21 protein-coding genes and 1 pseudogene are annotated in these 24,054 nt (G+C 46.5%); 18 read left to right on the plus strand and 4 right to left on the minus strand.

From position 1 onward, the window contains the following. The first annotated feature begins 22 nt into the window (after positions 1-22). From ACWA2B_RS21695 to ACWA2B_RS21705, 3 genes are all read left to right on the plus strand, one after another. Positions 23-1,987, plus strand: a complete 1,965-nt coding sequence (locus ACWA2B_RS21695) for a sensor histidine kinase (protein WP_165147351.1) — start codon at positions 23-25, stop codon at positions 1,985-1,987. Then, on the plus strand, positions 1,959-2,747 hold the full coding sequence (locus ACWA2B_RS21700) for a response regulator transcription factor (RefSeq protein WP_069010223.1): 789 nt from the start codon (positions 1,959-1,961) through the stop codon (positions 2,745-2,747). The genes ACWA2B_RS21695 and ACWA2B_RS21700 overlap by 29 nt, the downstream gene beginning before the upstream one ends. Before the next feature lie 131 nt (positions 2,748-2,878). Further along, positions 2,879-3,691 carry a DUF3891 family protein gene (locus tag ACWA2B_RS21705; RefSeq protein ID WP_069010222.1) on the plus strand — a complete coding sequence of 271 codons (813 nt, stop codon included), beginning with the start codon at positions 2,879-2,881 and terminating at the stop codon, positions 3,689-3,691. Positions 3,692-3,795: 104 nt separating this feature from the next. Here ACWA2B_RS21705 and ACWA2B_RS21710 read toward each other — a convergent pair whose 3' ends face one another. Then, positions 3,796-3,933 carry a hypothetical protein gene (locus ACWA2B_RS21710; RefSeq protein ID WP_023988334.1) on the minus strand — a complete coding sequence of 46 codons (138 nt, stop codon included), beginning with the start codon at positions 3,931-3,933 and terminating at the stop codon, positions 3,796-3,798. A gap of 255 nt (positions 3,934-4,188) precedes the next feature. Between ACWA2B_RS21710 and ACWA2B_RS21715 the strand changes: the two genes are divergently transcribed. From ACWA2B_RS21715 to ACWA2B_RS21740, 6 genes are all read left to right on the plus strand, one after another. Further along, complete coding sequence (locus tag ACWA2B_RS21715; protein ID WP_029519096.1) at positions 4,189-5,334, plus strand: glucose-1-phosphate adenylyltransferase; 1,146 nt, start codon at positions 4,189-4,191, stop codon at positions 5,332-5,334. 23 nt (positions 5,335-5,357) lie between these two features. Beyond that, positions 5,358-6,461, plus strand: a complete 1,104-nt coding sequence (gene glgD / locus ACWA2B_RS21720; RefSeq protein ID WP_029519097.1) for a glucose-1-phosphate adenylyltransferase subunit GlgD — start codon at positions 5,358-5,360, stop codon at positions 6,459-6,461. A 45-nt stretch (positions 6,462-6,506) separates the two neighbouring features. Further along, complete coding sequence (locus tag ACWA2B_RS21725; protein WP_069010221.1) at positions 6,507-8,960, plus strand: glycogen/starch/alpha-glucan phosphorylase; 2,454 nt, start codon at positions 6,507-6,509, stop codon at positions 8,958-8,960. 189 nt (positions 8,961-9,149) lie between these two features. Then, positions 9,150-9,701 carry a DUF2062 domain-containing protein gene (locus ACWA2B_RS21730; RefSeq protein WP_049817076.1) on the plus strand — a complete coding sequence of 184 codons (552 nt, stop codon included), beginning with the start codon at positions 9,150-9,152 and terminating at the stop codon, positions 9,699-9,701. A gap of 210 nt (positions 9,702-9,911) precedes the next feature. Further along, positions 9,912-12,587, plus strand: coding sequence for a YhgE/Pip domain-containing protein (locus ACWA2B_RS21735; protein ID WP_069010220.1), 2,676 nt, complete (start codon positions 9,912-9,914; stop codon positions 12,585-12,587). A 283-nt stretch (positions 12,588-12,870) separates the two neighbouring features. Then, the gene (locus tag ACWA2B_RS21740) at positions 12,871-13,845 is read left to right on the plus strand and encodes an aldo/keto reductase (RefSeq protein WP_029519103.1); all 975 of its coding nucleotides are present in this window, start codon (positions 12,871-12,873) and stop codon (positions 13,843-13,845) included. Positions 13,846-13,995: 150 nt separating this feature from the next. Here ACWA2B_RS21740 and ACWA2B_RS21745 read toward each other — a convergent pair. After that, positions 13,996-14,112, minus strand: a pseudogene (locus tag ACWA2B_RS21745) (multidrug resistance efflux transporter family protein); the annotation flags it as partial. Positions 14,113-14,296: 184 nt separating this feature from the next. Between ACWA2B_RS21745 and ACWA2B_RS21750 the strand changes: the two are divergent. After that, positions 14,297-15,484, plus strand: a complete 1,188-nt coding sequence (locus ACWA2B_RS21750) for a GTP-binding protein (RefSeq protein WP_069010219.1) — start codon at positions 14,297-14,299, stop codon at positions 15,482-15,484. A gap of 5 nt (positions 15,485-15,489) precedes the next feature. Here the strand turns inward: ACWA2B_RS21750 and ACWA2B_RS21755 are convergent, their stop codons facing one another. Further along, entirely contained in the window at positions 15,490-16,350 is an 861-nt protein-coding gene (locus ACWA2B_RS21755) for a LysR family transcriptional regulator (protein WP_029519105.1), read from the minus strand. Positions 16,351-16,484: 134 nt separating this feature from the next. On the opposite strand from ACWA2B_RS21755, the gene ACWA2B_RS21760 reads away from it, so the two are divergent. The 5 genes from ACWA2B_RS21760 to ACWA2B_RS21780 all read left to right on the plus strand — a co-directional run bounded on the left by ACWA2B_RS21760 (position 16,485) and on the right by ACWA2B_RS21780 (position 20,580). Beyond that, positions 16,485-16,814: an antibiotic biosynthesis monooxygenase family protein gene (locus tag ACWA2B_RS21760; RefSeq protein WP_013310063.1), complete on the plus strand. Its 330-nt coding sequence runs from the start codon at positions 16,485-16,487 to the stop codon at positions 16,812-16,814. Between the two features lie 78 nt (positions 16,815-16,892). Beyond that, entirely contained in the window at positions 16,893-17,912 is a 1,020-nt protein-coding gene (locus ACWA2B_RS21765; protein ID WP_165147309.1) for an ATP-binding cassette domain-containing protein, read from the plus strand. Next, positions 17,909-18,724 (plus strand): ABC transporter permease, encoded by an 816-nt coding sequence (locus ACWA2B_RS21770; protein WP_029519108.1) that lies wholly within the window; start codon positions 17,909-17,911, stop codon positions 18,722-18,724. Before ACWA2B_RS21765 ends, ACWA2B_RS21770 begins: the two co-directional genes overlap by 4 nt. Positions 18,725-18,784: 60 nt before the next feature. Then, the gene (locus ACWA2B_RS21775) at positions 18,785-19,459 is read left to right on the plus strand and encodes a response regulator transcription factor (RefSeq protein ID WP_165147291.1); all 675 of its coding nucleotides are present in this window, start codon (positions 18,785-18,787) and stop codon (positions 19,457-19,459) included. Continuing rightward, positions 19,456-20,580, plus strand: coding sequence for a sensor histidine kinase (locus ACWA2B_RS21780; protein ID WP_165147288.1), 1,125 nt, complete (start codon positions 19,456-19,458; stop codon positions 20,578-20,580). Before ACWA2B_RS21775 ends, ACWA2B_RS21780 begins: the two co-directional genes overlap by 4 nt. Positions 20,581-20,667: 87 nt before the next feature. Here ACWA2B_RS21780 and ACWA2B_RS21785 read toward each other — a convergent pair whose 3' ends face one another. After that, entirely contained in the window at positions 20,668-21,537 is an 870-nt protein-coding gene (locus ACWA2B_RS21785) for a DUF421 domain-containing protein (RefSeq protein ID WP_069010217.1), read from the minus strand. Positions 21,538-21,809: 272 nt separating this feature from the next. On the opposite strand from ACWA2B_RS21785, the gene ACWA2B_RS21790 reads away from it, so the two are divergent. Genes ACWA2B_RS21790 through ssuE form a run of 3 tightly spaced genes read left to right on the plus strand, consistent with a single transcriptional unit; the run spans position 21,810 to position 23,997 of the window. After that, positions 21,810-22,079, plus strand: a complete 270-nt coding sequence (locus ACWA2B_RS21790; protein WP_029519113.1) for a glutaredoxin family protein — start codon at positions 21,810-21,812, stop codon at positions 22,077-22,079. Positions 22,080-22,108: 29 nt separating this feature from the next. Beyond that, positions 22,109-23,449, plus strand: a complete 1,341-nt coding sequence (locus ACWA2B_RS21795; protein WP_029519115.1) for an LLM class flavin-dependent oxidoreductase — start codon at positions 22,109-22,111, stop codon at positions 23,447-23,449. 17 nt (positions 23,450-23,466) lie between these two features. Further along, a complete protein-coding gene (gene ssuE / locus ACWA2B_RS21800) occupies positions 23,467-23,997 on the plus strand; it encodes an NADPH-dependent FMN reductase (protein WP_029519116.1) in 531 nt (176 codons plus the stop codon). The last annotated feature ends 57 nt before the right edge of the window (positions 23,998-24,054 follow it).

The raw sequence follows: 24,054 nt of genomic DNA on the forward strand, positions 1-24,054 counted from the left end.
GAACCCCTAAGGATGTGATTACATGCCAGGCCGTGCACGTTCACAGATGAAGAGCCTGCTGCGCCGCACGATATGGCAGTGGATGACGGGAACGACCGATCGGCTTGGCGGTTGTTCCCTTCAAGTTAAGCTCATTGTCGCGTATATCGGCGTCATTTTAATCCCGGTGGTATTGTTCTCGCTATATACCTTTCACCAACTGTACGAGAATACAATGAAAGACATTACCGTACAAAATCAGTATGTGTTGGATACAGAGCTGGCCCATATTCATAGCAATATGGAAATTATGGAGCGAACCGCACAGCTTGCGATCTCAGATCGCAACGTGCTTCATTATCTAACCGAGGAACGTGAAATAAGCAGCGATGAGCTAGTCCAATTCAACTTGAATGTGTTTCCAAATTTACAGCACTTGCTGTACAGTAATCCCAATGTAGAGAACATTCGACTGTATACCAATAATCCCCAGACGCATGAAATATGGCCGATGATTTTCAAAGAATCACGATTGCCTAAGGCTTCCTGGCTGAAAGCGGCTCAACTCCGACAAGGGAAAATATGGTGGGATATGTACAAGGGGCCGAAAAGCTTACTTGGGGGACAATCCCGCCAGGAAAGTGAGACAGTGCAGTATATGGCACTGCTACGTGAAATTCAGTCTACTGGAGGAAGACACGCGGGGTTGGTAGAAACAAATATGAGGCTGGAGCTATTTTCACCTAGGGTATTTGGAATCCCGCAACGTAATCGCGCATGGCAAATGTTCATTCTGGACGGCGACGATTACAGCTCAAGGAACGCTGACAAACCAATGTATTCTACCGAAATAGCTACAGCTTCCTCTCTATCAGATTCAATTTCGATCCCTCTGTCCCATGTGCACCATCTGTTACAGTCCCGCGTTCAGGGACAGGGTGGTGTTTTTGACTTTACCTATGGGAATAAGCCTTATCTTGGTTTGTACCGTTATATAGAAGGGTTGGACGCCTACCTGCTAAATGTGGTGGCGCTGGACGGTCCGCTAGGTGATCTCCGTCAGAAACGCAATGCCATGCTGCTCATTATTAGTATGCTGATTTTGTTTATGTCCGTCATTTCCTATACCTTGCATGCCTTCATTCTCAAGCAGCTACATACCCTGCGTGAATCCATGAAAAAAGTAGAGCAGGAGGGTGACTTTCAGCTTAAGATTCCAGTATATGGACGGGGAGAAGTGGCTGAGCTGGCTTTATATTTTCGCAGTCTGCTGAGTCGAATTAACGGGCTCATTGCCGAGGCAGTACACAAGCAGGCCACTGCTCAAGAAGCTGAACTGCTAGCGCTCAAGCATCAGATTGATTCCCACTTTCTCTATAATACATTGGAAAATTTAAAAATGATGGCGGAGATAGAACGGCAGTATCCGCTGTCGGATGCCCTTACCTCCCTTGGCTCGATGATGCGTTATAATCTCCAATGGTCCGGGTCGTGTGTTGCGTTGCGGGATGAAATCCGACATATCCAGCATTACGTGGCCATCATGAACATTCGCCACGATAACCAAATTGGATTGGAAATTCATCTATCGTCGGCGTTTATGGAACTGGAGATGCTGAAAATGTCGCTGCAGCCTGTAGTCGAAAATGCTATCAAGCACGGGTGGAGTACATTGCAAAGCCCATTCAGCATCACGATTGAGGCCTGCTCTAAGCAGGATATCATAGAATTGCGTATACAGGATAACGGAGTGGGGATATCTGAAGAAAGAAGAAACGCCATCATGGCTGGTCTAGCGCGAACGAATATGGATTTCCACGAGCCCGGGATGAATGGGGGAATCGGTTTGTATAATGTGCATCGCCGTTTAAGTATGCAGTATGGCGAAGAGTATGGCATAAGACTGGACAGCATCCACGGACAATCGACGACAGTGACCCTGATTTTGCCTAGACGTTACATGATGAGGGGGACGGACCATGACGACCAAGCTGTTGATTGCGGATGACGAGAAAAATATTCGAATGGGACTTCAAGCTATGATCGAACGGGAATTTTCCGGTCTCTATGAATGTGTACTGGTCAAGGACGGAAGGGAAGCCTGGCAGCATGTGAAGCAGTTTTTGCCCGAGTTGGTGATAACGGATATCCGTATGCCTATTATGGATGGCATTATGCTGATGCAGCATATTCGTGAGCTGGAGCCGGAACGCAGGCCTTCGGTGATCATTCTCAGTGGATATGACGAGTTCCAGTATGCGCGCGAAGCGATTCGCTGTGGGGCACGGGAGTATTTACTCAAGCCGATTGTAAGGGAGGAACTGTTCGGTGCACTGGCAGTTTTGAATGAGGAATTGAAGCAGAGGAACCCCCTCACATACGATAGTGTTGTCGGCGTAGAGAAAGATAGACTAGCTGGCGCGAGTGCCAACGTCGATAGAAGTGGTAGTATGACACGTGCTATCCAATATATCCACGCTCATTACAGCGAGGATTTGAATATGGCAGTAGTATCCAACTCAGTATCCTTGAATTATACGTATTTTAGTCAGGCGTTCAAAGCCTATACAGGCCTCAGCTTTGTTCAATATGTAAAAAGGCTGCGCATTACAGAAGCCAAAAAGCTGCTGGAGTGTCAAGGGGGCAGGATCTATGAAATTGCGGCTAACGTGGGCTTTGACAATGCAAAGCACTTTAACAAAGTGTTTCGTGAGCTGGAGGGGATGAGCCCGCAGCAGTTTCGAGTGCAGAATCAAAGGGGTAATTAGATATAAAGAGGGGGAAAACTCCACTGCCTTTTTACCCTTATCCTGATATAATAAACGTATGCATAACCATGACCTTCAATCAGAGAGTTTGTACACAATCACACGAATCGCCGAACGGAAGGGGAGAGCATATGGTTATTTATGAAACGGACCAAGCTTATATCATGACGACGCAGCATGACCATGCCCATATTTCAGGTGAGTTGGCTTTACAATGGGAAGAGAGTGCCTTCAAGAATAGACGTCATAAGCAGGATTTTGTATATGCAGCAAGGGAGCATGATCGGGGTTGGATACAGTTAGACGCTGCTCCTTTCTGGAATGATCATATGTCAGCACCTTATACATTTATTGATTTTCCACTCAGTCCACGTTTTGTTTTCTATCGTCTTGGGATTGATGAAGTCGAACAAGGAAACACGTATGCTGCGTTGCTGTGTAGCTTGATGTACAAGGAGCTAGTCGGGCGGACCGAGCATCAAAATGCTCAGGACAAGCAGATTACGCATGCTTATCAGGAAGCGGAGGAACAGCGTCGTCTGAGGCTCAAACAGGAGCTGGCATGTGGCGTAACCTTCGACCATCAAGTGCGGACGGATGTACGGAGAATGTTGTTTTGCGACGAATTGAGTCTGTTTTTGTGCAGTCGAGAGCCGGGTACGCCTACAGTAGAATATGAATGGTTTGCTGAAGGTTTGAGCTTCCCGGCTGTTCGTCATGAAAGCGGGCGAGTTTGGGCCGAGTGGCTATCGGATCAGACTGTAGGTCTCTCCTTTTTTCCTTTCAAGGGCAAGGTAGGGATTACTCATACCTTTAAAAAGGTGGACAAGGAGAAAATTCGTACCTTCGGTCTCCTAGAGGCTTACCGTTCTTCCGAATGGACGCATCGAACCTTTACCGTTGAACATATCATGGAAGTAGAAGAACATAAGGAGAATGCCTGACCGTCTACGGATACAGCCTCGAACAATAATTTGTTTGTAGACGCAGAGAAAAGCCTCCCTGAACCATGATTCAGAGAGGCTCGCTTTTTTCTAGCTTTAACATTTTACGATTTTGCAGAGGTTTTCGCACGATTGACAATAGTCTGTACCTTATTCAATACCTTATCGCGTGCCCCTTTATTTTTCATCAGATACGTCACACCCATTCCCAATGCTGCTACCACCCATTTCTTATTCTTCATAAAGTACGCCTCCTTATGATCATGTTGTCATACCCAAATGCTTAAAAGCATCCAAAATGTGAAAAGATGAACGGGATTTTACGATTTAGTGATTCCTTGCACTCGTTCCGCATAACTATGATTTACCCTTCTCCATCACATCTTACCCGTTCCTTCGCCAATGAAACGATTACGACTGTCTTTTCATGTTTAATGGATATTATCAAATATCCCGCCACAATGGCTTCAGACGCACATGACAGGGAGGTCTTTGTTATGAGAAAGAAGGAAGTGGTTGCCATGCTGCTCGCCGGCGGACAAGGCAAAAGACTCAAAGGACTTACTCGTACACTAGCCAAACCGGCAGTATTTTTTGGGGGAACTTACCGCATTATTGATTTCCCTCTCAGCAATTGCACTCATTCTGGTATAGACACCGTAGGCGTATTGACCCAATACGAGCCGTTGGTGCTTCATTCCTATATCGGCGTAGGCAGCGACTGGGATTTGGATCGTCTGGATGGAGGAGTGTTCGTTTTACCTCCGCACGAGAAAGAAGATGGAAACAACTGGTACAGGGGCACGGCGGATGCAATTTATCGAAACCTGCATTTCTTGGATCAGTATGACCCGGAGCATGTACTCATTCTGTCAGGGGATCACATTTATAAAATGGACTACAGTCGAATGCTCCACTATCACAAGGAGAAGGAAGCAGACTGCACCATTTCTGTTATCAATGTCACGATTCAGGAAGCTAAACGATTTGGAATCCTGAACGCTGACGATGATCTGAAAATATATGACTTTGAGGAGAAGCCTGAACAGCCGAAAAGTACATTGGCCTCCATGGGTATTTATTTGTTCAAATGGGAGGTGTTGCGTCGCTATTTACTGGAAAGCGCAAGCGATTCTGAATCCTCACATGATTTTGGCAAGGATATCATTCCATTGTTGCTTCAGCATGGCCGGTCGCTGTATGCGTACCCGTTTGCTGGGTACTGGAAGGATGTAGGTACCATTCAGAGCTTGTGGGAGTCCAACATGGATCTTCTGGTTCAGGATCCGCCTTTGGATCTGAACGATCCTTTCTGGCGCATCTATACTCGCAGCCCCAATCAACCGGCCCAGTATATAACCCAACGGGCGATCCTCAAAAACAGCATTGTAAATGAAGGTTGCATGGTGGATGGAGAAGTAAGGCATTCTGTACTATTTTATGGGGTCGAAGTAGGTGAAGGGAGCGTCATTACCGATTCTGTCATCATGCCGAACGTAAAAATTGGGCGCAATGTACGTATTCACCGGGCTATCGTGAATGAGAACATCGTTATTGAAGACAACGCGTTTATTGGACCTGAAGATAGTTCTGATGAGATTATTTTGTTCGATCAGGAAAGCCAGCTTCATGCACGAATTTAACCCGGATAAGGACGGTGTCTGCTATGAGTCGACTCATTGGAGTTATCAACCTGGATCACGAACTGGATCAGTTGAAGGAGTTGACCTATTTCCGGTGCGGGGCCGCAGTCCCCTTTGCTAGTCGATATCGGCTCATTGATTTTACCTTATCCAATATGATGCATGCAGGGGTGCATGATATTGCACTGTTTATCCGCCGCAAATACCGTTCGCTGCTGGATCATCTGGGCGAAGGTCGGCCTTGGGATTTAGACCGCAGACGGGGCGGGTTGTTTATTTTGCCACCTGACTGGAATGATCCGACGGATGCATCGCGTGGAGATTTGCAGCATGTGCACAACAATCTGGATTTTTTTCATCGCTCATCGGGGCAAACCATTATTCACGCAGGAACTCAGCATGTCAATAAGGTGGATATCGAGGATGTATACCGTTATCATCAGGAGAAAAATGCAGATGTTACCCTTGTATATAAACCCATAGACCAGCTAGAATCTGAGCATGATCCTTGTGCACGACTGGAGATTGATGAGAACGGACGAGTGACGGGTATTCATCAGGAGCAGGATCATCATAACATTTATTTGGAAATGTTTGTGATGGACAAAGACTTGTATCTGGATCAGGTGAAGCATTGCATTGCCCATCAGGATAATCATTTCTTTCGTGATGCCATCCAGAAAAACCCAAGTGGACTGCGTATTTATGCGTATCGTTATGAAGGTTATCATGCGGTTATTAATTCTATTGAGAGCTACTATAAAAATAGCATGAAGCTGTTGGATCAGCAGCAGTATCAAGCCCTGTTTCAGAATCAGCCGGTACACACCAAAATCAAGTATGAAGCCCCGACCCGCTATACGCACAGCGCCGAGGTGGATCATTCACTTGTTGCCAATGGCTGCACCATTGGAGGCAAGGTCGAGAATAGTATTCTTTTCCGTGGAGTGCGGGTGGAGGAGGGCGCGCGGGTAAGCAACTCGATTATTATGCAAAAATGTGTCATCCGTAAAGGGGCAGTTGTGGAGAATGTGGTTTTAGATAAAGATGTACAGCTTTCACCAGATCGAACTCTGATTGGAGACATTAGAGTTCCCTATGTCATTGCCAAGAATAGCGTAATTTAAAGGATATACTTAGCCATTAAAACGGAAATAACAGGAGGTACAACTTTGTTCAGCAATAAAGAAGCATTTAAGCAGGCTTTTCGAGAGCAACTGGTCGGAAGGCTGGGCAAACCGATGCAGGAGGCTCAGTCGGAAGACGTATATAAGGTTTTGGGTGGCATGATTCGTGAACAAGTCGGCAAGAATTGGGCAGAAACGAACCAAGCCTATAAAGAAGGACAAGAGAAGCAGATTTATTATTTTTCCCTGGAATTTTTGATAGGTCGTCTACTGGGCAGTAATCTGCTGAATTTGGGCGTACTGGATATGGTTCGGCAGGCATTGGGTGAACTGGGCTGGGATCTGGAGGAAATTGAAGAACAGGAGGCGGACGCGGGGCTAGGCAATGGGGGTCTCGGCCGTCTGGCGGCTTGCTTCATGGACTCGCTGGCATCCCTTGGCTATGCAGGACATGGCTGCGGCATCCGGTATAAATATGGTCTGTTTGAACAGCGTATTGTGGACGGCAATCAGGTTGAACTGCCGGATTACTGGCTACAGAAAGGGAATGTCTGGGAGGAACGTCGTCCTGATAAAAAGGTCGAGGTTCATTTTTGGGGAAGAGTGGAAACCCACGAACAGGAGGGACGTCTTGTATTCGAGACAAAGGATGCTGAAACGGTCTGGGCTGTCCCTTACGATATTCCGCTGGTAGGCTATGGTCATACACAGGTGAATACGCTGCGGATTTGGAGTGCGGAATCAGCGCTTGATCCCGTTCGAGGACCGATTCGAGGCGAGGGCGGTTATTACCGCTTTCTCGACTACAATCGATCGGTGGAATCTATCTCCGCATTTCTATATCCGGACGACTCCAATTATGAGGGAAAGCTGCTTCGCTTGAAGCAGCAGTATTTCCTGTGCTCGGCCGGATTACAAAGTATTTTGCGTACGTTTGAGAAGCTTCGTTTACCTTATAGCCATTTGCCCGATAAAATAGCACTGCACATTAACGATACACATCCGACCCTAGTTATTCCGGAACTGATGCGTATTCTGATGGACGTGAAGGGCTTGGGCTGGGACGAAGCATGGGATATTACGACGCGAACCGTTTCATATACGAATCATACGATATTAAGTGAGGCGTTGGAACAATGGCCTGTTAATATGGTACGGGAGCTGCTTCCTCGTATTTCTTTAATCATTGAAGAAATTAACAAACGTTATTGCGCTATGCTACTGGAGCGTTACCCAGGCCAGGACATCAAAATTGGTGAAATGGCGATTATTCACGGTGAACAAATCCGTATGGCCCACTTGGCAATCGTCGGCAGCTACAGCGTTAATGGGGTGGCTGCGCTGCATACGCAAATATTAAAGGAACGAGAGATGAAGTCGTTTCACGAGCTGTACCCTGACCGTTTTAACAATAAAACAAACGGGATTGCCCATCGCCGCTGGCTGATGCACGCCAACCCGGAGCTGGCAAGCTTGTACGATGAGACGATCGGCACACGCTGGAGGACCCGTCCAAGGGAGCTCATCGACCTGCTTCGTTACAGTGGGGACGAGACGTTCAAAGAACGGATACAGGCGATTAAGCGAAATAATAAAGTCAGGCTTGCTGAGCATGTTTTTGCAAAACAGGGCGTGCGATTGGATACGTCCTCCATTTTTGATGTACAGGTCAAACGGTTGCATGGTTATAAGCGACAGCTGCTCAATATTTTGCATGTGATGCATCTATACAGCCAGCTTAAAAGTAATCCGGGCCTGGATGTGACGCCACGCACATTTATTTTTGGAGCCAAAGCCGCCCCCGGTTATTTTCTCGCCAAACAGACGATCAAGCTCATTAATAACGTGGCGGACACGATCAATCGAGATGTGGAAGTCAAGGACAAGCTGAAAGTCGTTTTCCTTGAAAATTATTCGGTCTCACTGGCGGAGCTGATTATTCCTGCGGCGGATGTCAGTGAGCAGATTTCCACGGCAGGCAAAGAAGCTTCAGGCACAGGCAATATGAAATTTATGATGAACGGTGCGCTCACAATAGGTACATTGGACGGAGCCAATGTTGAAATGCATGAAATGGTAGGCGATGCCAACATGTTCATTTTTGGATTGAAGGTGGATCAGATCGAGGCATATTACCGGAACGGCCAGTATTCGGCGCGCAAAACAGCCAACAGTGACGAAAGACTGCGTGAAGTGCTGGATCAACTCGTGAACGATGCTCCTTTTACGCGGCATGAACGGGAATTTGAGGCCATTTATCAATCCCTGATTGATCATAATGATGAATACTTTGTGCTCAAGGACTTCGCAGCCTATGTGGATACGCAGGTTCATATTGAACAGGTGTATCGGAATCCCTCGGAGTGGGCTCGGCGTGCTATTGTCAATATGGCACACTCCGGTAAATTTTCTAGTGATTGTACGATTCAGCAATACGCGGCTGAGATTTGGGACATTGTACCTCTCCAGAACGATGTCTACAAGCGAATTCTGTCCTAAAACGGCGAAACAGGCGGAATAGCATTGCTTTTCGAACGCTGAGGGTTATAATGACAGTATAGACATAAGTAAGGATGGGAGTGTAAATACTCATTCCTGAACTTGAATTGTACTGTTGAAGGAGTCCTCCTATTGATAAAGCTCAATCCGAAAAGGCTCAAACCTCATAAATCGAAGAAGAACTATAATATGTTTCAAAATATAGGGCGTGCGATTCGGCTGAATTTCATCAAGCTGTTGCGCGCCCCTGGAGGAGTTAAAAAGATCTCCTTGGGCTTCGCCATTGGCTTTGCGCTGGAGATGATTGTGATTTCCACGGCTTCTCTGGTATACCTTGTTTTTTATCCGATTGTTCGTCTGTCTGGCGGCTCGCTGCCTGCGGCCATCGTGGGTAACGTTGTAGGTAAGCTGACCTTTTTACCAATTGTACTGATGCCATTCGCCAAGCAAGTGGGGGCTTGGATTTATCCATCTCATTATCCGGTACATGTCAGGGGCGGACGACTTCACGAGCATTCTTTTATGGAGCTGTTTCACGGCAACTGGTCTGTATTCAGAGACTTGTTGCACGGAGGCTTGCACATCCTGATCGGTATGTCGATTTTCGGTGTGGTGCTGGGCATTATCTCGTATTTTGTCATTCAGGTTCTGTATAATCGTTCGCTGCACAAACGGTTGGAGAAGCGGAAGTTGCGTCATGGCGCAGCATTTTCGGCGGCCAGACTGCTGAAGAATGGATAACTATGTATAAGAAGGAAGCTCTTCGAGCCTATTTATTAGGTCTGAAGGGCTTCTTTGAGTTGGGGCAAGAAAAAGCCTATGATCTCTATAAGACCCATACGCTTTTGGCATATATTGTAACAGGATTGGCTTCATTCGCTCGAATCGTTTACAATACGTGTGCATACAACAATGGACGACAGGTTAATGTACATACAAGGAGTGATGAAGTTGCGGAAGATATGGCAAATCTACTTAACAGACTGGAGAAATGTATTCAAAGTATCGACCGGGACTTTATTAGTCATTGGCATCATTCTTTTGCCTTCCGTCTATGCATGGGTGAATTTGAAAGCGATGTGGGATCCATATGCGAATACATCTGGAATTAAAATTGCAGTAACCAGCCAAGATCAGGGTGCAGAAGTAAATGGTAAGAAGATTAATATCGGCGATGAGGTTTTGCATAACCTTCAAAATAACAAGAAGCTGGGTTGGACTTTTGTCAATGAAGCGGAAGCACGGAAAGGTGTGTTGGATGGTGATTATTATGCCAGCCTGCTGATCCCGAAAGACTTTTCAGAGAAAATTACGAGTGTGCTGACGGAAAATCCGCAAAAGCCGGAAATTGATTACGCTGTAAATGAAAAAATTAATGCAGTAGCTCCAAAAATTACATCTTCGGGGGCAACCTCTCTGACGAACCAGATTAGCCAAAACTTTATTGAAACTGCCAGCCAGGCGGTATTGACGAAGTTGAAGGAAGCTGGAGTAAAGTTGGAGGAGGAACTCCCGACAATTCGTAACATTGAAAACCGGGTGTTGGAGCTAAATAATCGACTACCGGATATCGATAGGTTGGGCAAACAGGCCTTGGAGCTGGAGCAAAATTTGCCGAAAATTAAGGCGCAGGGACAAAAGATTATCGCATTGAAGGAGAAAATTCCTGAAATTAACCGCGCCGGTGACCTGGTGCTCAAAATTGACAAAAACATGCCTGAGCTGGACAAGGTAGCCGCTGTTATTTTAGATATCCAAAAAAGACTACCTGATATTCAAAAGGCTGGTGATCGAATTGTTGAACTGGATCAAAATTTTAGCAAGGTAGAAAGCGCACTGACCACCGCCCTGGAGGATACGCAAACGGCTCTTAAAGTTATTAATGCTGCCCAGAGGGCACTGCCAGAAGTACAGCAGATAGCGGACACAGGCAAGGACTTTACAACCGGTTTACTTGAATTTCTGGACAAAAATGAGGGTGCGCTTGATTCGATAGGTACAGTAGTTAAAGAAGATTTACAACTGGTACAACAAATTGCGAATGAGGTTTCTCAGATTACAGACATCATTCGTGGTGTGGATTTTGATCCTAAAGCAGCACAAGCTGCGGTGAATCGTGTCAGCGGTAGGCTGACAACTGCCGTGGGGGTGCTGGATCATATTTCTCAATTGCTGAACCGTGTGAACGGATACTTGCCAAGTCAACCTCTGGATTCACTTATTTCCCGTGTGGGCGGGGTGGAGGATCGTTTCCGCCGTCTGAATAGCACAGTAACTAGTATCGGGAATGCCATCCAGCGCGGTGAAAAGCCCGCGCAAAATCTGCTGGATGACACTGATCGCCTTGCTGGAGAAATCAGTAGCGGAATTGACAGCATTTTGGGCAATTATGATACGGAGTATGCACCCGCCATTCAAAAGGCGCTAGATCAGATCAAATCCGTTGCCCGCAATTCTGCCAATGTGCTGACTACAGCTCAAGAGCAGCTACCGAATATTGAAAAGCTATTAAATGACGCACAGGCTGCAGCAGAATTCGGCCAGCAAGAGCTAACACGTCTCCAGCAGGATCTGCCACAATACCGTCAGAAACTGCATGAAGCGGCGACAACGATTCAGGGACGTATGGGCGAGTTTACGAATGCTGTGAACAAAGCAGCAGACTTCGTAAATAACGATTTGCCGACGGTTAAAAGTAAAATTCATCAGGCGGCAGATTTTGTGCGTAATGATTTGCCCAAAGCGGAACAACAGTTTGTCAAAATGGCTGGCTTAATTGAAAATAAATTTCCTGAAGCGGAAAAAGCGGTGCACCAAGTAGCCAATTTTGTAAGGAGCGATCTTCCAGCTGCCGAGGATTCCATACGTCAGGCTGCAGATACCATTCGCAAGCTTAAGGGCGAAAATGCACTCGGACGCGCTATTGCATTGCTCAAGGGGGATGTGAAAAAGGAAAGTGAGTTTCTCGGCAGTCCGGTATCGTTGAAGCAGGAACGGATATATCCAATCCCTAACTATGGTTCTGCGATGTCCCCTTTTTACACTACATTGTCGATTTGGGTAGGTGCGATGCTACTGGTATCAATGTTCAGGGTAGATGTGGATGACCCGGAAGGACAATTTAAAAGCTACCAAGTGTATTTCGGACGGCTGATGACATTCTCCACAATTGGTATTTTTCAGGCGCTGAGCGTATCTCTCGGTGACTTGTTCCTGCTCGGGGCGTATGTGGATGCCAAAGTAGCCTTTGTACTGTCCTCTATGCTGATCAGTCTGGTGTTTACGGCGATGACCTATACACTAGTTTCTGTGTTCGGCAATATCGGCAAGGGACTGGCGGTGATCCTGCTGGTGCTTCAATTCTCCAGTTCAGGAGGGACGTTCCCGATTGCGACGAGTACACCATTCTTTCAGGCGCTGAATCCATTTGTACCATTTACCTATGCGGTTAGTCTGTTACGAGAGACAGTAGGAGGGATGTTGGCTTCAACGGTGATACGGGATGTGGTGATGCTGTTTGTATTTATCGGTGTTTGCTTCCTGTTTGGATTGGTGTTGAAGAAGCCGCTCAGCAAGCATACGAAAAAAATGGCTGAGCGAGCGAAAGAAACGAAATTAATTCCTTGATTGTTAAAAAAAGAATGAGTTACGGGGGCTGAAGTGAGCCGCTCTGCTGGCATCCGCCGTAAAGTCACCTTCTTTTAATATTCGGCGGGTAGTACGGGGAGGTGGCCTCCGCATGTTATGCTTCGGCATGGTGCGGAGGCCTTTTTGCATGCGCTCTCCAAACTTTAAATTGCATTTGGGGGTGTTTCAATGCGGTTTGTTCTGGTGAATAAACGGAGTATGGTCTTTTTTGGCATGTAATTTTGCGGAATTTTAAAATCCTTAAGCAAAGGCGGGAGGTAGTATGGAGTATTCATACTTAGGAAAGTCAGGCTTAAAGGTGAGTCGGTTATGTCTGGGGACGATGAATTTCGGACCAGAAACCGAAGAAAAGGATGCGTTTAAAATTATGGATGCCGCACTGGATGCGGGCATTAACTTTTTTGATACGGCTAATGTATATGGCCATGACCGTAAAGGTTGGACAGAGGAAATTATCGGACGTTGGTTCCAGCAGGGCGGCGGAAGACGCGAGAAGGTCGTGTTGGCAACGAAGGTATACGGAGATATGAAAAATGAACATGACGGACCCAATGCAGGATCAGGCTTGTCTGCTTACAAAATTCGCCGCCATTTGGATGCGTCTCTGAAACGTCTGCAGACCGACCATGTAGAGCTATACCAAATGCATCACATTGACCGAAACGTGTCATGGGATGAGCTGTGGGGCGTATTCGAGTCCGTGGTGGATCGGGGACAAGTTGGTTATATCGGTTCCAGTAATTTTGCGGGCTGGCATATTGCGGTGGCGCAGGCCGAAGCGAAGGCACGGCGTTTTCTGGGGCTTGTATCCGAGCAGCATTTGTACAACTTGAACGAACGTTCCGCCGAGCTTGAAGTATTACCGGCAGCTCAAGAGCTGGGGCTGGGTGTGATCCCATGGAGCCCGTTGGCGGGCGGACTGCTGGGACGGAATGCGTTAGCTGGTACAGGTTCCCGCAGCGCACGCGCCAAGGAAAAGGTGGAGCAGAATCGTATGAAGCTGGAGCAATTTGCAGCATTGTCCCGCGAGCTGGGTGAAAAGGAAGACGTGATTGCACTGGCTTGGGTACTTTCCCATCCGGCTGTAACGGCTCCAATTATCGGACCACGGACCTTAGAACAGTTAGAGGATGCTCTACGGGTACCTGAGGTCAAATTGAGCGAGGAAGTGCTTGCCAAGCTGAATGAGATTTTTCCAGGTCCAGGAAAACCTGCGCCAGAAGCCTACGCTTGGTAATAATACTTTGTACTCGTCATAAAGCATCATTCTTTGTTAGAAATCATCGGCAAAAAGCAGCAGATCAGGAGCCTCTCTTTGATCTGCTGCTTTTTTCTGGTGCCTGATCCACATTTGAACGACCATGGAAAAAATATATATGCGCTAAAACAAAAAGATTAATTCTCCCATTAATGCAAAAAGAACTTCCAGAGATTGTGTTGCTTCTACGGTCGCCAGTTTTTGCATATTTCCACGAACCTGATCTATAGCTTTAAAAAATAAAACTCTTTAAATATCGTTATTTCTCATATTAATAATAACTTAGGTCATTCATTTCAAGAGTTTTTTTACGGTTGACAAGGCAAAAGGGATGCTGTATATTACTGAAAGTTGGTGTTAATAGTAATTATTACGATTTAAAAAATGAAAATGAAAATGAAAAGCCGATATTCAAGGGAGCGTACCAGCGATGAATAAGAAAGCAATACCAGTAACAGTGTTGAGCGGATATTTGGGTGCAGGAAAAACAACGATTTTGAATCATGTATTAAACAATCGGGACGGAATGAAAGTGGCAGTCATCGTCAATGACATGAGTGAAGTGAATATAGATGCTGAGCTGGTTAAAAAAGAGGGCGGCTTGTCCAGAACAGAAGAAAAACTGGTCCAGTTGTCTAATGGTTGTATTTGCTGTACATTGCGTGAAGATTTATTGGTGGAGGTCAAGAAACTGACGGAACAAGGCGAGTTTGATTATATTTTAATCGAATCTACAGGCATCAGTGAACCTGTGCCAATCGCTCAAACCTTTACGTACGCCGATGAAGGAACTGGCATTGATTTGGCATCGCTGGCAAAACTGGATTGCATGGTGACCGTAGTCGATGCGAACCGTTTCTGGCATGATTTTGAATCAGGAGAAACGTTACTGGATCGCAGGCAGGCTACTGGTGAAGACGACACGCGTGATATCTCGGACTTGCTCATAGACCAGATTGAAACCTGTGATGTATTGATTCTGAATAAGTGCGATCTGGTTCAGTCTGCTGAGCTGGATAAGCTGGAGGGTGTGCTGCGGAGATTACAGCCTGAAGCCCGAATCATTCGTACTTCCAAGGGAAAGGTCGCTCCTTCGGACATTTTGAATACAGGGCTGTTCAATTTTGACAAGGCTAGTCAATCCGCTGGATGGATTCGGGAGCTGGAGCTTGAAAGCCATACACCGGAAACGGACGAATATGGGATAAATTCCTTTGTATATCGTCGTAGAAGACCATTTCATCCTGCAAGATTGGCTGAATTTATGAACTATTGGCCGGAGGAGATCGTTCGCGCCAAAGGTTTGGCCTGGATTGCAACCCCGCAGGATTGGGCAGCGAGTATTAGTCAGGCAGGACCATCTATTCAATTTGGCCCTGCGGGAAGCTGGCTTGTTGCATTATCCGAAGAAGAACGGCAGGAGATCGTTGCAGCTGACCCTGAGGCTCTGGACCAATGGGATGAACAATGGGGCGATCGCATGAACGAAATCGTCATGATCGGTATCGGAATGAATCGACCGGACTTGGAAGAAGAGCTAGATGAATGTCTGCTGAACGATAATGAAATGGATATGGACTGGTCCAGTTTTGAAAATCCGCTTCCTTGGCCGACATGATGAAGCTAGTTGATCCATTCATTAATAAAGTCCATACATTTTTTAGCTGCTGGAGAAACATTTTTTAAGGAAGCGGTAGCGATACCGATAGTACGGGAATGCCTCTCATCCAATGGACGAATAGAGATGTCGTAAGGAATGTGAGACAGGATCATTTCAGGAAGAATACTCACGCCTAGTCCATTCTGCACCATAGCCATAATCGCATGGTCATCTTCTAATTCATATTTGATTTTAGGTGACATATTATGCTGTGAAAAAATATTCCTTACATCGGTGTCACAGCCTGCAACAGGCATAATAAAAGGCTCATCTCTGAGCTGTTCTACTCGAATGGAGGCTTGCTTTCCCAGAATATGATCGGAAGGAAGTAGACAAAGCATGCTTTCTTCTTTTAAGGGCAACGCCTCTAATGTGTCTAGCGTGGGGAGGTTCACAAAGCCGAAATCAGCCTCCCCACTGATTATCCAGCTCTCAATTTCATGGTAGTTCCCATCGAGCAGTTTTATTTCAATAAGAGGAAACTGCTCATTGAATTTTTTTAGAATACGGGGCAGCCAATGAATAGAGACGCTTGAAAATGTGCCGATCTTTACGGTTCCGATTTCCAATCCTTTAATTAGAGCTACCTCTTGGTAGAGCTTTTCGTCCATTTGTACGATCTCTCTAAATTGCTTCATCAATCTTTCTCCGTTATTGGTCAATCTGATGCCTGAACGACCTCGGATCAGAAGAGTCAACCCTAATTCATGTTCCAATCCAGAGATCGCATGGCTGATTGCCGATTGTGTAAGATTTAAAACTTCCCCGGCCTTTGTGAAACTTCCCATTTCAACTACGCAAAGAAAAATCTTATATTTAAACAAATTCCTGTTCACTCCTATTTTTTTAATGAAATATATTCATGTATCATATCAGATATATTCATTTTTTTTATTTAATATTTATGATTATAATCAAATGAAAGAAAGGTTATATATTTTTGTTTTAGGAGGAACATATGAACTCAATTGCTAAAACTCCTCGGCCACCCTATTATGCGGCTATCTTTACTTCTGAACGTACGGAAGGAGATGGCGGATACGGAGTGATGGGAGACAAAATGGTGGAACTGGCTGCCGAGCAGCCTGGTTTTCTAGGTGTGGAAAGTGTTCGTGATCACAATGGAGTAGGCATCACAGTTTCCTATTGGGAGTCTCTAGACGCTATAAAAAATTGGAAACATAACGAGCTGCACAAGGTAGCGCAGGAAAAAGGGAAATCCGAGTGGTATAAAACATTTGGTTTAAGAGTGAGCAAGGTAGAACGAGATTATTTTTTTACAGTGTAAATAGGTTCAATATCTTTCTATTCATATTCAGTTCATAAACGTGGGTTATCCTCGCTATAGAAACCGTATAGGGAGGATATGAATGTGGATTATACAGACAAAAAAGAGACCTTGGCCATTGAAGCAAGGGGACTCGTTAAAACTTTTGGTGATAAGCATGCGGTTGACGGTGTCGATTTGAATGTCCATGCTGGCACGATCTACGGTGTGCTCGGCCCTAATGGAGCAGGTAAGACGACTACCATCCGAATGCTGTCAACGTTATTGCGACCTGATGGTGGATCAGCGCGTATCTTCGGGCACGATGTAGTAAAGGAGCCGCAGGTTGTGCGTCAATTGATCGGGGTAACAGGCCAATACGCATCGGTCGATGAGTCGCTTAGCGCTACTGAGAACTTGATCATCTTCTCTAGACTGCTTGGACTGGGACGTGCCGAGGCGCGTCATAAGGCAGCGGAGCTGTTGGAGGAATTTGGCTTGGCCGAAGCAGCCAAGCGACCGTTAAAAAATTTTTCGGGAGGCATGCGCCGCCGACTGGACTTGGCCGCCAGTCTCATCGCTAAGCCGCCGCTGATCTTCCTGGATGAGCCGACTACCGGACTAGACCCGCGCACGCGTGTCAAGATGTGGGACACGATCCGGCGTCTGGTCAAGACCGGTTCCACCGTACTGCTCACTACCCAGTACCTCGACGAGGCGGATCAACTTGCTGACCGAATCGCGGTGATCGATCATGGCCGGGTAGTCGCTGAGGGTACGGTGGATGAACTGAAAGCGGCAGTGGGGGCGTCGACTCTGCAACTCAAAGTGCAAAATCAACAGGACATTGAGAGAGCTGTTCAGATCGTTGAACAGGTGCTTTCAGTCAAGTCCAGCGTGTCAGTGGAAGTTGGAAAGATTATTTCTCCGATGGCCAATGCAGATCGGGTAACGGACCTGCTGATTGCCCTCCGTACTGGAGAGATTCGTCTAGCAGAAATGAGTGTGCAAAAGCCGACGCTTGACGAGGTGTTTTTGTCCATCACTGGTCATGGGGCACAAGTAAACGAGCAGCAGACGTCCCAAGGAGCGCATGCTGGGGAGGGGGCGAGAGCATGAAGAGCACTACGGTTATGACAGGTTTTGATCGCACTTTGAAGAAGTCTGTGAGTTTCAGACAGGCGTTCTTCAATTCCATGACGATGGCCTACCGGGGCATTCTGAAGATCCGGCATACTCCCGAGCAATTGTTTGATGTCACGCTCCAGCCGATCATTTTCACACTTATGTTTACCTATATCTTTGGTGGCGCCATCTCAGGAGACGTGCAGCATTATTTGCCGGTTATTATTCCAGGCATCCTCGTGCAGACTGTGATCTCGACCTCCGTCGTTACCGGCGTCCAACTACGTGAGGATATGGACAAAGGAGTGTTCGACAGGTTCAAGTCACTCCCAATCGCACGTATTGCGCCTTTGGCTGGAGCTCTGCTGGCTGACAGTATCCGGTATACTATTGCGACTGTACTTACCTTCGCCATGGGGTATATTTTGGGGTATCGGCCAGAGGGAGGGCTGCTGAGTGTTGCTATCGCCGCGCTTTTGGTCATCGTGTGTTCCTGGGCAGTCAGCTGGATTTTCGCCTTCTTTGGCGTGATTGCCCGCACTGCTTCCAGTGTACAGGGCATCTCCATGATTGTTCTGTTTCCGCTCACTTTTGTTTCCAACGCATTTGTGCCTGTGGACACAATGCCTGGTTGGCTACAGTGGTTTGTGAACGTCAACCCGATTTCACATCTTGTGAACGCAGTCAGGGAGCTTGCGAATACGGGAACGATTGGCGGGGAACTGGCGATCTCCCTGCTTGGCGCTACAGTCATTGTGGCGATTTTCGCGCCGCTTACGGTGCGTGCATATATGCGTAAAGCATAAGATGGCAGTCTTCTTGACGAGGATGAGAGATTTAAGGCAGAACTAGTTAGGGGGATTGAAATGGCGCGTGTATTGGTCGTTGATGATGATCCGCATATTCGCGAACTGGTCGGACACTTTTTGAGGATGGAAGGTCTGGAGGTAGTCGAGGCGGTGGATGGATTGGACGCGATGCGCATTTTTGATCAAATCAAGGTCGATTTACTTGTTCTTGATATCATGATGCCGGGAATGGATGGTTGGGGGTTGTGTCGTAAGCTGAGAGAGCAAACCGACCTGCCGCTGCTTATGCTTACAGCTAAAGGCGAGACGACACAGATCGTGAAAGGTTTCGCGCTCGGAACGGACGACTATCTTGTCAAGCCATTCGACCCCATGGTGCTTGTTGCACGCGTGAAGGCTTTATTAAAACGTTATCGTATCATGGCTTCCAAATCAGTGACTGTCGGAGATCTTGTCCTGCGGAGTGATACATTTGAATGCCGGGCTGAAAAGAAGGAGTTTACCCTGCCGCGCAAAGAATTTGAGCTGCTCTTCAAGCTGGCCAGCTATCCTGGCAAAACCTTTACCCGCGACCAGTTGATCGAACAGATCTGGGGTTATGATTATGAGGGAGACGAAAGAACGGTTGATGTCCATATCAAACGCCTTCGGGAACGGTTTCCGGAGGCAAGCCACTCCTTCCGGATCAGTACGATCCGAGGATTGGGTTATCGGCTGGAGGTAAGGCAATGAAACGAGAACCGGGATTCCTCCATATCCTTGCGAGACTCATGCTGGTGTTATTGGTGCTGTATCTCAGCTGGACTGCCGCGTTCTTTATTATGGAGGCGATCTATTCGCACATGTCATGGGCTCCCCATGGTTTGTTCGTCTTTCTTATGAATACGACGCTAGGCTTTTTCTTCTTCGGTATTATCAGTATGACGGTAAGGCGCTTCTTCCAGCCTAGAGAACAGCACGCTTTTACCGAAATGATCGATGCTTTAAAACGTATTTCGCAAGGAGACTTTCACATTAATCTGGATTGGGATCTCGGCGGGAGGAACGGAAAACATCGGAGGCCGCATCCTTATGTACAGTTGGTGGACAGTATCAATGATATGGCTGCAAATCTGAAGGCTATGGAAAAGCTGCGGGAGGAGTTTATTTCAAACGTATCCCATGAAATCGGCTCACCGCTGACCTCGATAATCGGATTCGCCAAGGCGCTCAAGGACGAGAATCTGGATCGTGAACAGCGAGACCGGTATTTGACGATCATCGAGACGGAGTGTATTCGTCTATCCAAGCTAAGCGATAATCTCATGAAGCTGGCGATTCTGGATTCGGAGCGGCATCTGTTTCGTCCGTCCCTTTATCGGCTGGACAAGCAGCTAATTTCGCTTATTCTCGCCTGCGAACCGCAATGGGAGGCTAAAAAAATCGAGATGACTGTTGAGGTGGATATCGTTGAGATCAACGCGGACGAGGATCTGATGGGCCAGGTTTGGGTAAATCTCCTTCACAACGCCATTAAATTTACACCACAGGGTGGAAGCATATCTGTTTCTCTTTCAAGTAACGGTGAACAGGCGGTTATCCGCATTGCGGACACGGGACAGGGCATCAACGAACAGGATCAGCAACGCATTTTTGAACGGTTTTATAAAGCAGACCAGTCACGGGCCCGAACTGCAGGAGGCAGCGGCTTGGGACTGTCCATTGCTTATAAAATAACAGAGATGCATACCGGCTCTATCTCTGTATCCAGCAAGGTGGGAGAAGGAACGGTATTTACGGTTATGCTGCCGCTGCGCCGGCAAGGAATGAAAGGCAGCAACAACTGTGAAATGTACACCGGCACAGTAATATAAAAAGGAGCGTCTTCAAAGCCATAAGCGGCTGAAGGACGCTCCTTTTTAACTCCCATGCTTATACTCTTATGGCATATGCGTATGTGCTCAGGACTTAGATGAATTTACCGGCTGCATTTCCTGGATAGCTTCCTTCAAGTTGTGTGAGCATAGCTCATACAACTGTTTCCTTTGCTGTTCGCTGGAATTCGTAGCCAGTTTTTGCAGCTCGGTTGTACATTGCTGCAGCAGCGTCAGCACAGCTTGATTCGAATCCTGTGCCTTGGACATCTGTACATTATCACTGTATGGGTCAATATATAGCTCCCCTTGCGTGTCCACCTGCGCGAAAAACACATCTTTGACCGTCAGGCTCTTTTCCTTTAGCTTGGCATCCAGCCATTGTTGAGTAATCCCCATATATGCCATTTGTTGCTCCATAAGTTGTCCATCCATAATGACTGCTGTGGGTTCCTTCTCCGGTAGCTGAAACATATTCAAATCTTTAAGCGTCACAGGCTGCTTGTCTTTGGTTAACAGCACATTGACTTCGCCACTGGTTTCCATGAGAGCAAATTCTACATCAGATACTTTGAATACATTCTTGCTTCGTAGCTGCTCCATGAGTTCATCCAGGGTGAGCCGTTCCTTTCTCAGATTATCCTCTAAAATTTTGCCGTCTTTGATCAGGATTGTTGTCCTTCCATCTGTTATATCTCTGATTTTCTTGCTTTTAATTTGCAAATATTCAATGCCAAGTGTTGTCAGTACCCATACTGACAAGGCTATGAGGCCTAGATACCAGGTGGATTCACGCTCCATAGGAATGGTAGCAGCCAGGTTACCTATCGTGATTCCTGTTATATATTCGAACAAGGAAAGCTGGGATACCTGACGTTTTCCAAGAATTTTGGTGATTAAAAATAATATAGCGACAGCCATTAATGTGCGTATAGCAACCTCGGCCCAATCCTGCATTTACTCAACCCCATTTCATTTCGCCACAAGGGCGCTACTATTCCAAGGATATCCGCGTCAAGGCACATTTAAACTCCAATTCCCCTAAATTTAAATAACTGAGCTACCAATAAACCGATTAAATACGATATAAGATTAAAATTTTCTATCGTTGAATTAGCAATGTCTATTACACAAGCGATTGACGGAAAAGGGTCGGCAGGATACATTATAAATATAATCCTTATTTAATTCATCGGAATTATAAACATTAAGCTCACGGAGGTATGTATATGTCGTCCAAACCTAAAGTTGTATTGTGGAGCAAAACCGGCTGTCATTTTTGTGGAGAGATCAAATCGTACCTGGAATCCCAAAATCAGCCGTATGAAAATATCCAAGTGGACGGAAATGATGCGCTGCGTGACGTGCTGGAAACCAAATATGGTGTTCGTTATGTTCCTGTCGTCGAAGTAGGCGGGGATAACAAATATGAAGCCCTGCTCAACCCGGATCTGGAAGAGTTGGGTAAAGTGCTGGAAAGTTACAATCAAGTGGTATAACAATCATGTTCAAGAGAGGTGGAAGAGTTATGGCTAAGAATAAACAAATTAAATTTGGTGCGATTATTCACGGCGTTGGGGGAAGCATGACGACTTGGCGTCACCCTGAAGTACCTGCGGACGCGAGTGTTAACTTTGAATTTTATAAAACGCAGGCACAAAAGGCAGAGGAAGGAAAGTTTGACCTCGTATTTATCGCAGATGGCCTGTTCATTAACGAAAAATCCATTCCCCACTTTCTAAACCGTTTTGAACCAATTACGATTTTGTCCGCTTTGGCTGGGGTGACGAAGCATATCGGACTGGTCGGCACATTGTCGACTTCCTATAGCGAACCGTTCACGGTAGCACGCCAGTTTTCTTCCATTGATCATATTAGCGGAGGTCGTGCAGGCTGGAATGTGGTGACTTCCCCGCTGGAAGGCTCTGCCCTTAACTTTAGCAAAGGCGAGCACCCGTCGCATCCGCAGCGCTATAAAATTGCAGAGGAATATTTACAGGTTACCAAAGGACTGTGGGACTCGTGGGAAGCGGATGCGTTCGTTCGTGATAAGGAAGCTGGAGTATTTTTTGATCCTGAAAAGCTGCATACATTGAACCATAAAGGTGAGTTTTTCTCTGTGCAGGGTCCGCTGAACATTGGACGATCCAAGCAGGGACAGCCGGTTATTTTCCAGGCAGGTTCCTCCGAGGATGGCAAAAACCTGGCCGCTAAGGAAGCGGATGCTGTATTTACAGGACATGAAACGTTAGAGGAAGCGCAGCAGTTTTATCGTGATGTGAAAGAACGTGCGGTACGCTATGGTAGATCCGAAGAGGATATTGTCATTTTGCCGGGCATATCGCCGATTATTGGCAATACAACGGAGGAAGCGGAACGTAAGTATGAAGAGATCACTAATCTGGTGACGATTGAGGCTGCGCTAAAATATTTGGGACGTTTCTTCGATCATCATGATTTCTCACAATATCCGCTGGATGAGCCATTCCCTGAGCTTGATGGTATTGGCAGCAATGCGTTCCGCAGCGGTACAGATAAAATCAAACGAGTAGCCAAGGAACAAAACTTGACCTTACGCGAGGTTGCGTTGCGTTCAGCTACACCGAGAACCTCTTTTATCGGAACCGCTGAGCAGGTGGCGGATCGAGTGCAGGAGTGGTTTGATAGAAAAGGAGCAGACGGATTCATTATTGGTTCTGATGTACCATCGGGTCTGCATGACTTTGTAAATTTGGTTGTGCCTATTTTGCAGGAACGCGGTATTTACCGTCAGGAATATGAATTTAGTACACTGCGCGAAAATCTGGGAGTGCCTATTCCTGAGAACCGCTATACAGCAGCCAGATCCAAAGTGAAGGTTGACGCATAACAGAAGGAGGAAAAAATATGTCCAAGGTTGTCATCCTATCAGGCAGTCCGTCTACACAATCCCGTTTATACGGCTTGATTAACTATACAACGGAGCAGTTGCAGCAGGCTGGAGCGGAGGTCACATTACTGAATGTGGTCGACTTGCCAGCGGAGGATCTGGTCACAGCTAACTTTAACAGCCCCGACGTCACAGCATCACTTGCATTGATTGCAGCAGCGGATGCCGTTATTGTGGCTTCTCCAGTCTATAAGGCGTCCTATTCAGGACTATTGAAAATATTCCTGGATTTGGTTCCGCAGGAGGGGCTAAGAGGGAAACCTGTCTTGCCTTTATTTATCGGAGGTACACTGGCTCACCTGCTGGTCATTGACTATGCGTTGAAGCCGGTTATTAATGCACTGGGCGGAAGACATATTCTTGGCGGGGTATATGCAGTGGATCAGTGGGTCGAGCGTCTGCCAGATGGAGCATACGGGTTGTCCGAAGAATTGGTTGCACGGTTGGAACGTTCTGTTAAAGAACTAAATGAGCTATTAAAATTATAGATATTTTCAATATTTCCATTGACAGGTCGTTCAGTGAGTTTTATGATACAAAAAACC

Source organism: Paenibacillus sp. CMM36 (genome assembly GCF_053570945.1).

Bases quoted from the DNA above. Each gene is read 5' to 3' on its own strand.
- ACWA2B_RS21695 (WP_165147351.1), top strand. From the start codon at position 23: ATGCCAGGCCGTGCACGTTCACAGATGAAGAGCCTGCTGCGCCGCACG.
- ACWA2B_RS21700 (WP_069010223.1), top strand. From the start codon at position 1,959: ATGACGACCAAGCTGTTGATTGCGGATGACGAGAAAAATATTCGAATG.
- ACWA2B_RS21705 (WP_069010222.1), top strand. From the start codon at position 2,879: ATGGTTATTTATGAAACGGACCAAGCTTATATCATGACGACGCAGCAT.
- ACWA2B_RS21710 (WP_023988334.1), bottom strand. From the start codon at position 3,933: ATGAAGAATAAGAAATGGGTGGTAGCAGCATTGGGAATGGGTGTGACG.
- ACWA2B_RS21715 (WP_029519096.1), top strand. From the start codon at position 4,189: ATGAGAAAGAAGGAAGTGGTTGCCATGCTGCTCGCCGGCGGACAAGGC.
- glgD (WP_029519097.1), top strand. From the start codon at position 5,358: ATGAGTCGACTCATTGGAGTTATCAACCTGGATCACGAACTGGATCAG.
- ACWA2B_RS21730 (WP_049817076.1), top strand. From the start codon at position 9,150: ATGTTTCAAAATATAGGGCGTGCGATTCGGCTGAATTTCATCAAGCTG.
- ACWA2B_RS21740 (WP_029519103.1), top strand. From the start codon at position 12,871: ATGGAGTATTCATACTTAGGAAAGTCAGGCTTAAAGGTGAGTCGGTTA.
- ACWA2B_RS21750 (WP_069010219.1), top strand. From the start codon at position 14,297: ATGAATAAGAAAGCAATACCAGTAACAGTGTTGAGCGGATATTTGGGT.
- ACWA2B_RS21760 (WP_013310063.1), top strand. From the start codon at position 16,485: ATGAACTCAATTGCTAAAACTCCTCGGCCACCCTATTATGCGGCTATC.
- ACWA2B_RS21765 (WP_165147309.1), top strand. From the start codon at position 16,893: ATGAATGTGGATTATACAGACAAAAAAGAGACCTTGGCCATTGAAGCA.
- ACWA2B_RS21770 (WP_029519108.1), top strand. From the start codon at position 17,909: ATGAAGAGCACTACGGTTATGACAGGTTTTGATCGCACTTTGAAGAAG.
- ACWA2B_RS21775 (WP_165147291.1), top strand. From the start codon at position 18,785: ATGGCGCGTGTATTGGTCGTTGATGATGATCCGCATATTCGCGAACTG.
- ACWA2B_RS21780 (WP_165147288.1), top strand. From the start codon at position 19,456: ATGAAACGAGAACCGGGATTCCTCCATATCCTTGCGAGACTCATGCTG.
- ACWA2B_RS21785 (WP_069010217.1), bottom strand. From the start codon at position 21,537: ATGCAGGATTGGGCCGAGGTTGCTATACGCACATTAATGGCTGTCGCT.
- ACWA2B_RS21790 (WP_029519113.1), top strand. From the start codon at position 21,810: ATGTCGTCCAAACCTAAAGTTGTATTGTGGAGCAAAACCGGCTGTCAT.
- ACWA2B_RS21795 (WP_029519115.1), top strand. From the start codon at position 22,109: ATGGCTAAGAATAAACAAATTAAATTTGGTGCGATTATTCACGGCGTT.
- ssuE (WP_029519116.1), top strand. From the start codon at position 23,467: ATGTCCAAGGTTGTCATCCTATCAGGCAGTCCGTCTACACAATCCCGT.